The organism is Paracoccus sp. NIOT.M2S5SZ12 (assembly GCF_057748165.1).
On sequence record NZ_JBYLFR010000023.1, the window covers coordinates 28,746 to 41,255 of the forward strand.

The 12,510-nt window shown below is 66.0% G+C and carries 18 protein-coding genes and 2 pseudogenes; 12 read left to right on the forward strand and 8 right to left on the reverse strand.

Annotation, left to right across the window (positions count from 1 at the left end; all coding sequences use genetic code 11):
- The first annotated feature begins 96 nt into the window (after window positions 1–96).
- The 10 genes and pseudogenes from AC2SGK_RS16190 (at window position 97) to AC2SGK_RS16235 (ending at window position 8,154) form a co-directional block, all read left to right on the forward strand.
- Complete coding sequence (locus AC2SGK_RS16190; protein WP_488324502.1) at window positions 97–297, forward strand: DUF6511 domain-containing protein; 201 nt, start codon at window positions 97–99, stop codon at window positions 295–297.
- Window positions 297–1,064, forward strand: a complete 768-nt coding sequence (locus tag AC2SGK_RS16195; protein WP_488324503.1) for a PD-(D/E)XK nuclease family protein — start codon at window positions 297–299, stop codon at window positions 1,062–1,064. The genes AC2SGK_RS16190 and AC2SGK_RS16195 overlap by 1 nt, the downstream gene beginning before the upstream one ends.
- Window positions 1,061–3,358, forward strand: a complete 2,298-nt coding sequence (locus tag AC2SGK_RS16200) for an AAA family ATPase (protein ID WP_488324504.1) — start codon at window positions 1,061–1,063, stop codon at window positions 3,356–3,358. Before AC2SGK_RS16195 ends, AC2SGK_RS16200 begins: the two co-directional genes overlap by 4 nt.
- Before the next feature lie 467 nt (window positions 3,359–3,825).
- Window positions 3,826–4,362 carry a hypothetical protein gene (locus AC2SGK_RS16205; RefSeq protein WP_488324505.1) on the forward strand — a complete coding sequence of 179 codons (537 nt, stop codon included), beginning with the start codon at window positions 3,826–3,828 and terminating at the stop codon, window positions 4,360–4,362.
- Window positions 4,359–4,565, forward strand: a complete 207-nt coding sequence (locus AC2SGK_RS16210; protein WP_488324506.1) for a hypothetical protein — start codon at window positions 4,359–4,361, stop codon at window positions 4,563–4,565. The genes AC2SGK_RS16205 and AC2SGK_RS16210 overlap by 4 nt, the downstream gene beginning before the upstream one ends.
- Window positions 4,562–4,990, forward strand: a complete 429-nt coding sequence (locus AC2SGK_RS16215; protein ID WP_488324507.1) for a DUF6362 family protein — start codon at window positions 4,562–4,564, stop codon at window positions 4,988–4,990. Before AC2SGK_RS16210 ends, AC2SGK_RS16215 begins: the two co-directional genes overlap by 4 nt.
- Before the next feature lie 412 nt (window positions 4,991–5,402).
- A complete protein-coding gene (locus AC2SGK_RS16220; protein WP_488324508.1) occupies window positions 5,403–6,779 on the forward strand; it encodes a site-specific DNA-methyltransferase in 1,377 nt (458 codons plus the stop codon).
- Between the two features lies 1 nt (window position 6,780).
- Window positions 6,781–7,287, forward strand: a pseudogene (locus AC2SGK_RS16225) (DNA cytosine methyltransferase); the annotation flags it as partial.
- A gap of 148 nt (window positions 7,288–7,435) precedes the next feature.
- A complete protein-coding gene (locus AC2SGK_RS16230) occupies window positions 7,436–7,891 on the forward strand; it encodes a hypothetical protein (protein ID WP_488324519.1) in 456 nt (151 codons plus the stop codon).
- Window positions 7,888–8,154, forward strand: coding sequence for a DUF7220 family protein (locus AC2SGK_RS16235; protein WP_488324509.1), 267 nt, complete (start codon window positions 7,888–7,890; stop codon window positions 8,152–8,154). The genes AC2SGK_RS16230 and AC2SGK_RS16235 overlap by 4 nt, the downstream gene beginning before the upstream one ends.
- Here AC2SGK_RS16235 and AC2SGK_RS16240 read toward each other — a convergent pair.
- The 4 genes from AC2SGK_RS16240 to AC2SGK_RS16255 all read right to left on the reverse strand — a co-directional run bounded on the left by AC2SGK_RS16240 (window position 8,090) and on the right by AC2SGK_RS16255 (window position 9,582).
- On the reverse strand, window positions 8,090–8,401 hold the full coding sequence (locus AC2SGK_RS16240; protein WP_488324510.1) for a type II toxin-antitoxin system RelE/ParE family toxin: 312 nt from the start codon (window positions 8,399–8,401) through the stop codon (window positions 8,090–8,092). The genes AC2SGK_RS16235 and AC2SGK_RS16240 overlap by 65 nt on opposite strands.
- A complete protein-coding gene (locus tag AC2SGK_RS16245; RefSeq protein ID WP_488324511.1) occupies window positions 8,398–8,673 on the reverse strand; it encodes a type II toxin-antitoxin system Phd/YefM family antitoxin in 276 nt (91 codons plus the stop codon). Before AC2SGK_RS16245 ends, AC2SGK_RS16240 begins: the two co-directional genes overlap by 4 nt.
- A gap of 75 nt (window positions 8,674–8,748) precedes the next feature.
- Window positions 8,749–9,261, reverse strand: a complete 513-nt coding sequence (locus AC2SGK_RS16250) for a DUF3489 domain-containing protein (protein WP_488324512.1) — start codon at window positions 9,259–9,261, stop codon at window positions 8,749–8,751.
- A 96-nt stretch (window positions 9,262–9,357) separates the two neighbouring features.
- The gene (locus tag AC2SGK_RS16255; RefSeq protein ID WP_488324518.1) at window positions 9,358–9,582 is read right to left on the reverse strand and encodes a hypothetical protein; all 225 of its coding nucleotides are present in this window, start codon (window positions 9,580–9,582) and stop codon (window positions 9,358–9,360) included.
- 111 nt (window positions 9,583–9,693) lie between these two features.
- Between AC2SGK_RS16255 and AC2SGK_RS16260 the strand changes: the two genes are divergently transcribed.
- Window positions 9,694–10,254: a hypothetical protein gene (locus AC2SGK_RS16260; RefSeq protein ID WP_488324513.1), complete on the forward strand. Its 561-nt coding sequence runs from the start codon at window positions 9,694–9,696 to the stop codon at window positions 10,252–10,254.
- A 190-nt stretch (window positions 10,255–10,444) separates the two neighbouring features.
- On the opposite strand, the gene AC2SGK_RS16265 is transcribed toward AC2SGK_RS16260, so the two are convergent.
- Entirely contained in the window at window positions 10,445–11,059 is a 615-nt protein-coding gene (locus tag AC2SGK_RS16265) for a plasmid pRiA4b ORF-3 family protein (protein ID WP_488324514.1), read from the reverse strand.
- A 48-nt stretch (window positions 11,060–11,107) separates the two neighbouring features.
- Here AC2SGK_RS16265 and AC2SGK_RS16270 point away from each other — a divergent pair, with 48 nt between their 5' ends.
- Window positions 11,108–11,323 (forward strand): phage head-tail joining protein, encoded by a 216-nt coding sequence (locus AC2SGK_RS16270; RefSeq protein WP_488324515.1) that lies wholly within the window; start codon window positions 11,108–11,110, stop codon window positions 11,321–11,323.
- A 198-nt stretch (window positions 11,324–11,521) separates the two neighbouring features.
- Here AC2SGK_RS16270 and AC2SGK_RS16275 read toward each other — a convergent pair whose 3' ends face one another.
- The 3 genes and pseudogenes from AC2SGK_RS16275 to AC2SGK_RS16285 form a co-directional block, all read right to left on the reverse strand.
- Window positions 11,522–11,860 carry a hypothetical protein gene (locus AC2SGK_RS16275; RefSeq protein ID WP_488324516.1) on the reverse strand — a complete coding sequence of 113 codons (339 nt, stop codon included), beginning with the start codon at window positions 11,858–11,860 and terminating at the stop codon, window positions 11,522–11,524.
- Window positions 11,854–12,276 (reverse strand): tyrosine-type recombinase/integrase, encoded by a 423-nt coding sequence (locus tag AC2SGK_RS16280; RefSeq protein WP_488324517.1) that lies wholly within the window; start codon window positions 12,274–12,276, stop codon window positions 11,854–11,856. The genes AC2SGK_RS16275 and AC2SGK_RS16280 overlap by 7 nt, the downstream gene beginning before the upstream one ends.
- Window positions 12,255–12,510 (reverse strand): annotated as a pseudogene (locus tag AC2SGK_RS16285) (transposase); the annotation flags it as partial. The gene AC2SGK_RS16280 and the pseudogene AC2SGK_RS16285, both read right to left, overlap by 22 nt.

Sequence of the window (12,510 nt, forward strand, 5' to 3'; positions counted from 1 at the left end):
TTCAACCCCGCCAAACCACGCCCTCGCAGGCATCGCTGGTTCTGCTCGATGCCCTGCCAGGGATGGTTCGCGGCCCGCCATCGCAAAGGACTGACCATGCAGGGAATGACCGAGGAAGAGCGCGCGGCCATCGCGTTGGTGATGAAGCGTTTAGGCCAGACGATGGAGCAGATCGGCTGGGACAAGCGGCTTCGCGATCTCACGGCGGCTGAGGTTACCGCCCTGATCGAGGAAGTGCTGGAGGGCTATGGCGCCGAGATGTCGCGCATCGCCGCCACGGCGGAGGTGCCGTTCTGATGCTGGACTACAATCACCGCCCCGGCATTGCCGAACGCGTCAACGCTGCTGTCGACGCTGCGCTCATCGCCGAGCGCGAGGCCACGCCACCCCGAACCTATCTCGGCGCATCCCGGCTGGGCCATGCCTGCGAACGGGCCTTGCAGTTCGAATTCGCGGGCGCGCCCAAGGACGACGGTGCGGATTTCGGCGGTCAGACGCTGCGGATCTTCGAGATCGGCCACCAGCTCGAGGATCTGGCCATCCGCTGGCTGCGCGCGGCCGGGTTCGACCTCTACACCCGCAGGGGCAATCGCCCCGATGGCGAGCAGTTCGGCTTTTCCGTCGCGGGCGGGCGCATCCGGGGGCATGTCGACGGGATCATCGCCGCGGCACCTGCGCCGCTAGGCATCGGCGTTCCAGCGCTCTGGGAATGCAAGACCATGAACGCCAAGAACTGGCGGGCCTGCGTCAAGGACGGGGTCGCCGTCGCGAAGCCGGTCTATGCCGCGCAGATGGCACTCTACCAGGCCTACATGGAAGGGACCGTCCCCGGCATCTCGGCCAATCCGGCGCTGTTCACGGCGATCAACAAGGACACCGCCGAACTGCACCACGAGCTTGTGCCCTTCGACGCAGGGCTCGCGCAGCGCATGTCGGACCGGGGCGTCCGGATCCTGCAGGCGACCGATGCGGGCGAGCTGCTTCCCCGCATCGCCACCAATCGTGACTTCTTCGAATGCCGCTTCTGCCCATGGGCCACGCGTTGCTGGGGGCTACCCGGATGAGTGACGACAAGATCATCCACTTCAGCCCCTGGCAGGATTTCAACGACGCCCCGGCGGCCGAAGACCCGTTTGGCGTGGAGCCTGACCCGGTCCAGATCGCGACGTTCCTCGATGTGGTGTTCGGCTGGTGCGAAGGCCAGATCCCAGTCCGAGGCTTTGTCGACATGGGGCAGGGCAAGGAGGGCCGGCCGCACAACGTCTGGATGGACGCCGACGCCACAGCAGCGGGCAAGCTTGTGACTTTCGCCAACTGGGCCTGGCGCGAAGGGGCCGCCGTCTACGTGATCCCCGGCACGGTCGCCGGGGCAGGACAGGCCAAAGCCGCCGAAGTCCTGCAAATGCAGGCACTGGTCGTCGATCTCGACGCGGGCGACATCCCTGCCAAGCTTGCCCATCTGTTGCGTCATCTGGGCCGACCCACCCTGATCATCGAGAGCGGCGGGCGGACGTCCGAAGGTGCAGCCAAGCTGCATGTCTGGTGGAAGATGACCGAACCCGCCGAGGGGGCGGCGCTGGCCAGTCTTTGCCGTCTGCGGGGCGAGATTGCCCTGAAGGTCGGCGGCGACACGCATTTTCGGTCCGCGCACCAGCCGATCAGGGTGGCAGGCACCGTCTATCACAAGCATGGCAACCAGCGCCTGGTGCAAATCCGCGAGCACCATTCCGTCGAGGTCGATCTCGACGAGTTCGCAGAGCGCGTCGCCGAAATGCCGACCTTGCCGGGGGCCGGGATGGTCGCCAGCGGCAGCTTTTCCCCTGACAAGCCCCGCCTCGATGATGTCTTGATGACCCCGGTGCGCGAGGGTGGGCAGGACGACTGGTCCCGTTTTGAGGGGGCATCGGCCGCGATCGGCCATTTCATCCGCCTGGTCCACGAAGGCCGCATGTCGAAGGACGAGGGCTGGCAGGCGATCTGCGGCTACAACGCTGCCATGTTGCGGCCCTCCTGGCCGATCGAGCGCCTTCAGCGCGAATCCGAGCGGCTCTGGGATCTGCATGTGCAGAAGAAAGGTCCGCCGCTGGTTCGTCTCGATAGCGCAGCCCCCGCACCCAGTGAAATGCCCACCTTCACGCTTGGCGCGCTGCTGGATGATACCAGCCCGATGCCCGAGGACATCATCGCGCCGCGCGTGCTGACGCCGGGTGGCCTGCTGGTGCTGGGCGGAGCGCCGAAGGTCGGCAAGAGTGATCTGACGATCAGCTGGCTCGTGCACATGGCCGCCGGTCAGCCCTTCCTCGGCTTTGCCCCGCCACGTCCGCTGCGCGTGTTCTACCTGCAGGCCGAGATCCAGTACCACTACCTGCGCGAGCGGTTGGGCCAGATCGCGCTGCCCGCCAGGGTTCTGGCCGCCGCGCGCGACACCTTCGTGGCTACGCCCAAGCTTAAGATGCTGCTCGACTCGGAAGGCAGCATGCGGGTGGCGCGCGCCATCCAGGCGGCGTTTCCGGATGCGGGCCCGGACATCATCTGCATCGACCCGATCCGCAACCTCTTCGATGGCGGCCCGGATGGTGGCGGCGAAAACGACAACACCGCCATGATGTTCTTCCTCAAGGACCGGGTCGAGGTGCTGCGGGATTACATCAACCCGGCCTGCGGGGTGATCCTGGTTCATCACACGCGAAAGCTGTCGAAGCAGCAGCTGAAGGATGATCCGTTCCTCGCCCTGTCGGGGGCCAGCGCGCTCCGGGGCTTCTACACCTCCGGCCTGATCCTGCACCGGCCGGATGAGGACGCACCAGAGCGCAAGCTCGAGATCGAGCTCAGGAATGGCCCCGCGCTGCCCTCGAAGCTGATCGACAAGGTTGGCGGCCAGTGGGTCGAGATCAACCCGATGAACGAGCGCCTGGTCCGCGCCGAGGTTGGCGCGAAATACGACGCCGAGCGCGTGCGCAAGCAGGAGGTGATCCTCTCCATCCTGCTCGAGGAGGCGGCCGAGGGGCGTCTCTGTACCGTCAACCAGTTCGCCGAGATCTTCGAAAACAAGGGCGGTCTGGGCGGCAAGGATGCCATCCGGGACCGGATCGCGGTGCAGGCCACCAAGGGCGCCGTCAAGTTCGTCCGCAACGCGGCGCCCTATGGCCTTGGGCCCTCACGCTCGCGCTTCGGCTACCTCTGCGTCGAGGGAATGGTCATGCCCACGGGCGGCGAGGAGGTCGATCCGGAGACCGGCGAAGTCATGCCCGTCCGCGTTGCGGTGCTCCCGACCCATTACAAATCGCCCCAGACCGGCGCGCTTCTTGAGGTCGAAAATCCGCATGTCTGGGTCTATCCCGAGGGGGATCGGCCATGATCGCGCCCCCAGATCGCTTCGCGCGGAATTGCGCAGAAGCCAGTTTGAACCAGATTGGCCCCGCTGCCGAGACTGCCCCGCCATTCTCACGCAGGACCACGCAGGGTCCAGTTGTGACCAGTTTCGGCCCGCTTCCGAAACTGCCCATGCAGGATTGCGCGGATGCCGCAACGGCTACGCTGCAACCAGTTTCGGCAGGATCGACCGAAACCCACCTCCCGAAACTGGAATTCCCGTTTCCTGTCAGTGTCTTGATCGGTGTTCCAAGTTTAGGGGGTGAAACCACCCCCTACGGGGGTGGGGGAGAACGCCGCAGGCGGGTTCTCCCTCGCCCACCCCCAGGGGTTTCGCGCGCGTGGCCTGTCGCGGGTCCGATCACCCGATCCGACAACAGCAGTCCGCATCTTCCGCAGCATTCACCCGATGTCACCTTCCAACGTGCAGCCAACCAGAAGAGGAGACCACCCATGGCTGACCTGACCTTCGCCACCCAACCCCATGTGGCCATCCCCGATCTGCCGATTTCCGTCCGGTCTGGCCGCACCCTGCTGGCCCTCGATCTCGGCACTACGACGGGATGGGCGCTGCACGGTCTTGATGGGCTGATCACTAGCGGCACCGTGTCCTTCCGTCCTGGCCGCTTCGACGGCGGCGGCATGCGCTATCTGCGGTTCACCAACTGGCTCGCAGAGCTGGATCGTCTGTCCGGGCCCATCGCATCCATCTGGTTCGAAGAGGTCCGTCGCCACGCGGCCACCGATGCCGCCCATGTCTATGGCGGGCTGATGGCCACGCTGACCGCATGGTCGGAACTGCGGGGCGTGCCTTACGAGGGCGTCCCAGTCGGCACCATCAAACGCCACGCCACCGGCAAGGGCAACGCCGACAAGGCGGCAATGATCGCCGCAGCCCGGGCGCGGGGGTTCAGCCCGGCCGATGACAACGAGGCAGATGCCATCGCGATCCTGTTCTGGGCGCTCGAGACCAAGGGGGGCCTGCAATGAAGGGCATGCGTTTTGCCCCGAAGGGCTATGGCGGCCGTCGCCGGAATCCCGATGAGGTCAAGCGTGATGGCTGGCACGAACAGCGCGTGTTGGCCGTCGCCCTCGACGATCACCGCCTGACCTGGCCCGAGCGGGAACTGGTGCGACAGTTGGGCGAAAAGCTTTACGGCCCAGCTGCGACCGGGCGGGAGGTGCAGCGATGACTGTCTGGACCCCCGCGCTGGTCGAGGAACGACTGGCCGAAGCCGCCTTCGTCCTGAAGCGTCTACCCGAGCCGCGCAGGCAGGGTTACTTCAGCACCTGGCCTGCGGTCCTGCACAGCTTTGGCGACAAGGTCGGGCAGGAACCCAAACCGATGCGCGTGCTTCCCTCGCCGCAGGCGATCAGCCGCATGGAGGAAACCCTGACGTGGACCGCCTGCCTCGAGCCCGTGGACGGTCGCATCGTCTGGATGAAAGCCCACGGCGAGCGGTGGAAGGAGATCTGCTGGTCCACGGGGCTGCACCGATCCGCCGCGCATCAGCACTGGCAATTCGGCCTCGCCGTGATCGCCCTCACCCTCAATAAGCGGCGGTTCAACCGCAACCTGTCGAAGCAGCGCGTGATCGAACTGGCCAGTGGCGCGTAACCCCGCGCGCCAGATAGAAAATTGTCCGGCGGACAGTTTTCGAAGGGACAGAAAGCCCTCTCCCGGGCTAGAAAGTTGATATGCTCGGGAGAGGAGCGCGCGGGGCAGGAGGCAGCCGGCTTCCGGTATCCAGCGAGAGTCCGGTCGGGGTCCAGCCCCGGAGAGTTGGCGGTTCCTTCTGGGCGATATTCGTATGCTGGCGGGCGAAGCGCGGCATATCGCTAGCGACTGGGCCGGATTTTTGGGAAGCCACCCGGAAGCCGCCGCCGCCTGAACCCGCCTGAAACACTGCAAATTCAAACCCTTGATGCTGGACACCCCTGGTGGCCGCTGGACCCTGCGTGGAGTCCAGTCTGGACCCCGAAGTCCGGAAGCCAGGGGTATCCACCCTGATCCGAGGACTGACCCGACGATGACGCTGAGCTTTGCCCCGGATCGGATCGAGATGTGGCCGCTGGCGAAGCTCCAGCCCTACGCTCGGAACGCCAAGGCACATGGCGCGGACCAGGTCGCGAAGATCGCCGCCAGCATGGCCGAGTTCGGCTGGACCGTGCCCTGCCTCCTCGGCGAGGACGGCGAGCTGATCGCGGGGCATGGCCGGGTGCTGGCGGCGACTCAGCTGGGGCTGATCGAAGCGCCGGTGATCGTGCTGGGGCATCTGACCGAGTCGCAGCGCCGGGCTTACCGGATCGCCGACAACAAACTGACGGAGTTGGGCTCCTGGGACGAGGCGCTGCTGTCGGCGGAATTGAACGACCTGCTGGCTGAGGATTTCGACCTGTCGCTCGTCGGGTTTACCGACGGCGAGTTGGACAAGCTGCTGGCCTTCGTGCCGGGGGGGGACAGGGAAGAAGGTGGCGCCGGGGGCTCCGTGCCGCCGGTGACCATCCCTGAACCGCCGCGCAACCCGGCCTCTCGCACCGGCGATCTCTGGATCCTCGGCGACCACCGGCTGCTCTGCGGTGACAGCACCAGCGCGGCCGACGTGCGGTGCCTGATGAATGGCGAACGGGCGATCCTGTTTGCGACCGACCCGCCTTACCTCGTTGACTATGACGGTTCGAACCACCCGACACGGAACAAGGACTGGTCGGCCTCCTATGGCACGACCTGGGACGACAGTTCGCAGGGGGCCGAGCTTTACGACGGCTTCATTGCCGCCGCCGTGGCCGAGGCCATTGCTGAGGATGCCGCTTGGTATTGCTGGCACGCCTCGCGCCGCCAGGCGATGCTGGAAGCCTGCTGGGAAAAGGCGGGCGCCTTCGTCCATCAGCAGATTATCTGGGTGAAGGACCGCGGCGTCCTGACCCGGTCGCATTACCTGTGGAAGCACGAACCCTGTTTCATGGGCTGGCGCCGCCCGAACCGCCCGCCGAAGGTCGCGGAGCAGACGCTGCCCTCGACCTGGGAGATGCCGAGCTTTGCCAAGGACGAGCGGCCCGACCACCCGACGCCGAAACCGCTCGACGCCTTCGGCATCCCGATGCGCCAGCATGTGGCGCGGGGCGGGCTGTGCTACGAGCCCTTCTCGGGGTCCGGGTCGCAGATCATGGCCGGCGAAGCCAATGGCCGCCGCGTCTTCGCGATGGAAATCAGCCCGGCCTATGTCGATGTCGCCGTGGAACGCTGGCAGGCCGAGACCGGCAAGGACGCGATCCTCGATGTCGATGGTCGGACCTTCGCTGAGGTGAGGACCGAGCGGCTGGGCGACGACGCCGGGGCCCCAGCCGATATGACGGACACTGACGTCGCCCCCGAACCCGCGCGCAAGCGCAAGACCGCCGCGTGACATGCATGACCTGGCTTTATCTTCCTCCGGACGCGCTTCCGAGGCCGGAGACGCATGCCTCTTCGGCCTCTCCCTCTGTTCCGGCGCGGGCGGTCTCGACCTTGGGCTCGCCATCGCCATCCCCGGCTATCGTGCTGTGGGCCATGTCGAACGGGAAACCTTCGCCGCAGCCACTCTCGTGGCGCGGATGGAAGACGCGTCCCTGGATCAGGCTGTTGTCTGGGACGACCTTGGAACCTTCGACGGCCGCCCTTGGCGCGGCGCGGTGGACATCGTCACTGCGGGCTATCCGTGCCAGCCGTTCTCCGTCGCGGGCAAGCGCCGGGGTGCAGACGACCCGCGCCACCTCTGGCCGCATGTCGCCCGCATCATCGGCGAGGTCGAACCGCCCTTCGTCTTCCTTGAGAACGTCGCCCATCATCTCCGCCTCGGCTTCCCCGAAGTCGCCAGCGGACTGGTCGGCATGGGCTACCGCCTTGCGGCAGGCCTCTTCACGGCGGCGGAAGTCGGCGCGCCCCACAAGCGCGAGCGGCTCTTCATCCTCGCCATCCGCGAGGGCGACGAGTTGGCCGACCCCGCGCGCCTGCTCTGGCACCCGCTCGAGTGGCGGGAACCGGACGGAACTGCTGCGCCTCTGGCCGACGCCGAGGGCCAGTGTGAACGAGAACCGGCAGACGAAGCCGACGCCATCGCAGGAAGCGGGGCAACACGGGATGAACCTGGCGACGACGGCAGCGCTCTGGCCGACGCCAATGGCGAACGACGGCTGCAAGCCGAGCGCGGGCAACCGCCGGACAGCAGACCTGACCCATGCGGCCGGGATGTGGATGACGCCGACGGCACGCGATCACAAGGATGGGGCGACGACACTGGCGAACACACCGGTGAACGGCCTGCTTGGCCGCCAGGTCCTGGCGACGCCGATGGCTGGGAGCGGTACCTCCGATGCGCGCCGGACCTTGAACCCGCTGTTCGTCGAGGCGCTGATGGGCTGGCCCACCGGGTGGACCGGCTTCGCCTCTGTGGCAACGGCGTGGTCCCCTTGGTTGCGGCGCATGCGCTGCGAACTCTCGCTGCTGAACTACTGGCCGATGGATGAGGTGGCAACATGAAGCAGTCGCGCGCCATGTCGCTGGTCGAGTCCGTCGCCAATGTAGTCGTGGGCTACGGCGTCGCCGTGGTCACGCAGATCCTGATCCTCCCAGTCCTCGGGCTGCACACGACGCTGGCGCAGAACCTGAAGATGGGCGCGGTGTTCACCGTGGTGAGTATCGCCCGGTCCTACCTACTGCGACGGCTGTTTGAAGGGATCAGGGTCGCCAATCGCTCCGGCGGCCGTGGCGGACATGCAGAACCCGCACCGCGCCGTCGATGACGGCGTAGTAGATACGCCAGCGCGTCGCCTTTCCAAACAGCGCGCGACGGATCGGTAGATCAAATTCACGCGACTCTGGGGCAATCGGATGAGCTTCCGGCATCGCGCCGAGGGCAAGGATCGTATCGCGGATGCCCTCCAGCCAATCGTCCGCCGCCGTCGGGTTGCGATCGCGCAGGTAAGTCCATGACGCTGTCAGATCATCCGCCGCGTTCGGTGTAATGATCACCGGGAGAGGGGAAGTCATTTCGTCTGGGCAAGGCCGTCGAAGAACGTGCCCACGTCGGTGCCTTCACCCGCGTGGGCCTGCGTCAGGCCTTTGCGGATCCCCGCGACGGTTTCGGCATAGTCGAGTTGGTCCTGCATCTCCTGCCACGCGGCGGCATCCATCACGACGACGGAAGGCTTGCCGTTCACTGTCAGGATCTGCGGCCGACCGGTCTCCTTGATCTGCGCGATCAGACGCGCCGAATCCCGCTTGAACTCGGTCAGCGGGCTGATGTCCTTGGTGATGTTCATGACTGGCCTCCCGACGCGCATCCAATTAGGTGCGAATATAGCGCCTTTTTCGATGCGCGTCGAGGGTTGCGGTACCTACGTCAGGGTGTAGACCCGACCGCGTCCTTCGACCTTCTCTGAGATCACCTCGAGCCCGAGCTTCTTCTTCAGGGGGCCCGCCATGGCGCCTCGGACCGTGTGGGCCGCCCACTGGAGCGCGGTGGCGATCTCCTCGATGGTGGCGCCGCCCAGTGCCCGCAGCATCTCGATCAGGGCTTCCTGCTTGGTGCCTCTCCGGCGCTGGACCGGTGCGGTGACGGTTTCGGCTGCCTTCGTGGTCGTTTCGGCCTCCGTGATCCCGAGCGTGGTCTGTGCCAGCGGCGTCGCGCGCAGGGTGATCGGGCCGCGCTCCTCGTCGTGCCGCCAGACAGTGTTGAGGTCGGTGGCGGCGATTTCCTCGATCAGCCCGAGCTTCAGGAGGCTCTTGCAGACATTGCCGACGGCGCCGCCCTTCAGCTTGGCGGTGACGGGAAAGACCGCGCCATCGTCACGCGCGCAGGCCGCCGAAAGGATGACGGCTTGGGTATCGGTCAGCTGGATCTGGGTCATGGGGTCGTCTCCGTTCTCGGGGCCGCGACTGCCGCTGCCCTCCTACGACCCCAAGCCGCGCTGGGCGCGCGGCGAGAGTTCTGGCGTTGCGGATGGTCACTCGGCGTGTTCGCCTTCCCTGAAGGCGCTGTCGGTGATCTCGCGCAGCTTTGCGCGGTAGTGGTTCAGGGTGCCGACGTGCCCCCAATGGATTTCGTCGGGGCTGGTCTCGAAGTGGTCGGCGCTGAGGGTGGCGAGGCGTTCCAGCATCGCGTGGATCTCGAACTTGGCGGCGAGGAAGGCGTCGAGGGCTTTGGTGTTGTCCTGTGCGCGGCGGGTCATTTTGGTGGCTCCCAAGTGAGTTGCATCGTCCTGCTGAAAGGATTTTCGCTCTGTCCGCGATGCTTATCAACGAAATAAGAGCATGATTTTGAATGATAATCGGAGCCGCCAATGCAGGGCATGAGCGAGCGCCAATACGCCGCGCACGTCGGCCTGTCGCGGGGCGCGATCCAGAAGGCGAAGACGGCCGAACGACTGGTCCTCTATCCCGATGGCAGCATCAACGCGGCCGCGAGCGACGCACGACGCGCCGAGACGACCGATCCGTCGAAGACGAGTAAACCGCCCGCGCCGAAGCTGAAGCCTGTCCCCGAGGCGGCAGTGGCCGCTGTCGGCGACACGCTCCGCGAACAGGGATTGGCGGTCCCGGCGGTGGGCGGCGGCACGACCTTTCTGCAGGCCAAGACCGCGAACGAGGTGCTGAAAGCGCAAGAACGGCGCATCCGGCTCCAGAAGCTGAAGGGGGAGTTGATCGAGCGGGCGCGTGCCCTGGCGCTGGTGTTCCGCCTGGCGCGGGAAGTTCGGGACGCATGGGTGAACTGGCCTGCACGCGCGGCGGCGCTGATGGCGGCGGAACTGGGCGTGGAACCGGCCGCGATGCAGAAGGCCTTGGAAAAACATGTACGCGCCCACCTCGACGAACTTGCCGAGGTCCGGCCTGATTTCCGGTGACGATGATGGCCTGACGGAGTTCGAGGGCGCAGGAGAAATCTTGCGCACCTGGGGCGCGGGGCTGACGCCAGACCCCGACCGGGACGCAATTCGGGCCGAGAGCGGACCAACGCTCGCGCGTAGTCCAAGGACTACACAGGGGCCTCGGCGCCGGACGGTGCGCTCGACCTATATGGGCTGACCTTCGGAGCTACTGCTGTCGCAGCGCGCGGCTGCGGGCGAAGGCCTCGAGGGAAATCTTGCGCCGGGTGGCAAGATCGCGCACGCGCGCCGCGATCTCGGCTTCGCCAAAGTCCACCGGGTTGAAGGGGCCGCCATACCAGCGGAGCATGTCCTTGTGCTGCGGATGGCGGCGGTTTGCGATGGCCTCGACGAACTCCATGAAGCCGGGTGGACCACCCACGTCCTCGGGCGGCGCGGTGCGCTCGCCCGCGACGAACAGCGGATAATCTGTGCCGGGATCGGCCGCGCCGACGTGTTCGACAAGGACGCGGTGCTGCCAGTCGTCCCCGAAATCGTAGGTGTAGAGGAACTCGGTGACGCCGCGATCGATCAGCGTGCCGAGGCGCATGCCCTTGGCCTGATAGATCTTGCGGCCCCACACCGCGTCCTCTGGATCGGGTTCGCCATAGACCCTGTCGCCGATCCGGAAATCATAGAGGTGATAGTTCTCCCACGGCATCACCGCCTGGATGATTTCGTGCAGAGCGCGGAGGTTGGTGGTCAGGCTGACCTCGAGCTCACGCCAGATGCAAGGCTCGAGATGCAGCAGTTCGATGCGAAGGCGGGCAATCCGGTCGGTCATGGCGGGCCTGGTCAGGACGGGTCACGAGCAGGATAGAGGTGGGCTGTCATGGCGACAATCACGGACCTCCGCGCCCGTCGCGAGGCGTTGGCCGCACAGCGTGCCTCGGGCGTGGCTCGGGTCAGCTATGACGGAAAGACGGTCGATTACCGTTCGGTTGCTGAGATCGACCGGGCCCTCGAGGCGCTGGATCGCGAGATTGCGACGGCCGAAGGGCGACGGATCGTGCGGCAAGTGCGCGCCATCACGGAAAAGGGGCTCTGAGCATGGGGCTGTTCGACAGGTTCCGCGGCGGGTCCATCCCCGGGCGGGCGAGCGGCAGCCCTGCAGCCGTTCGCGCTCGGCTCGAAGGAGCCATGGCGCGGCGACGGCTCAAGGGCTGGAATCCACCGCTCGAGAACATCAACGCGCTGGTGGCCTCCGGCGGTCCGCGCCTTCTGGCCCGTGCCCGCGAACTGGTTGTCACCAACGGTTATCGTCATGCTCGACGCCGAGTTTGATGAGCTCTCTGTCGACCTTCTCGGTCACCGCTTTCTGGGCGTCTTCGAACATCGCGCGACGCTTCTTGGGAGCGCCGATGATGTTCATCGCGCCCCAGGTCAGCATGCAGGCTATGGGGTTGAGGTCGGCGGCATAGGCGTCGCAGCCCATCCGTGCAGCCTCGAATGGAATGGATCCGCCGCCGGAAAAGGTGTCACCAACGCGCGGCCGATGCCCAAAGCGCAATACTCCCATTTGCTCGACGAGTTCGGAAAAGGAGCGCGCCTTGATGCCCCATTGGGCGTAGTGATTGTTCACCACGGGCCAGACCGGAGCGTATAGCCAAGCCTGATCAACTTCTTCAGGTCGCTTGCAGAAGCTGGCTTGCCGAAGATGACCCACGGGTTGCCTTCGATGCGCTGGGCGTTGCGGAGCAGCTCGACGGCCGGCTGTCCGAGATGGACGACCTTGGCGCCCGACTTGGAGTCCGGCAGGCGCAGAACACGCTCGGCCAGATCGACGTGCGCCCATTGCAGCGTCATGATCTCGTTCAGCCGACAGCCGGTCAGGATGAGCAGGCGGGCGGCGAGAATGGCCGAGGGCAGTTCGATCCCCTCCGCCTCCATCTCGCGCAGCACCTCGCCGATCCGGCGCAGTTCCGCCGCGCTGAGGAAGCGCTCGCGCTTCTCCTCGGGGTACTTCCGGATGTGCTTTCGCGGATTGCGACACGTTGCCAATCCTTGAGGCGGCCGAACGTGATCTCATTGCGGTTGCGCCATTTGTGGCGCCGCTAGTCATATTTGACGGTCTTCTGCGGGACTTCCGTACGGGGATACACACCTTTATCCCCTTGTCTTCCAACGCTTCTCTGAGCCAATCGGCGTCATGGCCTCTGTCGGCCAAAAGCCGACCCGCCTTCGGCACGCTGCCCAGAAGCGCCGCTGCGCCGGTGCAATCACCCACCGGACCGG

Bases quoted from the DNA above. Each gene is read 5' to 3' on its own strand.
- AC2SGK_RS16245 (WP_488324511.1), bottom strand. From the start codon at position 8,673: ATGAACATCACCAAGGACATCAGCCCGCTGACCGAGTTCAAGCGGGAT.
- AC2SGK_RS16190 (WP_488324502.1), top strand. From the start codon at position 97: ATGCAGGGAATGACCGAGGAAGAGCGCGCGGCCATCGCGTTGGTGATG.
- AC2SGK_RS16240 (WP_488324510.1), bottom strand. From the start codon at position 8,401: ATGACTTCCCCTCTCCCGGTGATCATTACACCGAACGCGGCGGATGAT.
- AC2SGK_RS16220 (WP_488324508.1), top strand. From the start codon at position 5,403: ATGACGCTGAGCTTTGCCCCGGATCGGATCGAGATGTGGCCGCTGGCG.
- AC2SGK_RS16210 (WP_488324506.1), top strand. From the start codon at position 4,359: ATGAAGGGCATGCGTTTTGCCCCGAAGGGCTATGGCGGCCGTCGCCGG.
- AC2SGK_RS16250 (WP_488324512.1), bottom strand. From the start codon at position 9,261: ATGACCCAGATCCAGCTGACCGATACCCAAGCCGTCATCCTTTCGGCG.
- AC2SGK_RS16195 (WP_488324503.1), top strand. From the start codon at position 297: ATGCTGGACTACAATCACCGCCCCGGCATTGCCGAACGCGTCAACGCT.
- AC2SGK_RS16215 (WP_488324507.1), top strand. From the start codon at position 4,562: ATGACTGTCTGGACCCCCGCGCTGGTCGAGGAACGACTGGCCGAAGCC.
- AC2SGK_RS16260 (WP_488324513.1), top strand. From the start codon at position 9,694: ATGCAGGGCATGAGCGAGCGCCAATACGCCGCGCACGTCGGCCTGTCG.
- AC2SGK_RS16235 (WP_488324509.1), top strand. From the start codon at position 7,888: ATGAAGCAGTCGCGCGCCATGTCGCTGGTCGAGTCCGTCGCCAATGTA.
- AC2SGK_RS16200 (WP_488324504.1), top strand. From the start codon at position 1,061: ATGAGTGACGACAAGATCATCCACTTCAGCCCCTGGCAGGATTTCAAC.
- AC2SGK_RS16205 (WP_488324505.1), top strand. From the start codon at position 3,826: ATGGCTGACCTGACCTTCGCCACCCAACCCCATGTGGCCATCCCCGAT.
- AC2SGK_RS16270 (WP_488324515.1), top strand. From the start codon at position 11,108: ATGGCGACAATCACGGACCTCCGCGCCCGTCGCGAGGCGTTGGCCGCA.
- AC2SGK_RS16265 (WP_488324514.1), bottom strand. From the start codon at position 11,059: ATGACCGACCGGATTGCCCGCCTTCGCATCGAACTGCTGCATCTCGAG.
- AC2SGK_RS16255 (WP_488324518.1), bottom strand. From the start codon at position 9,582: ATGACCCGCCGCGCACAGGACAACACCAAAGCCCTCGACGCCTTCCTC.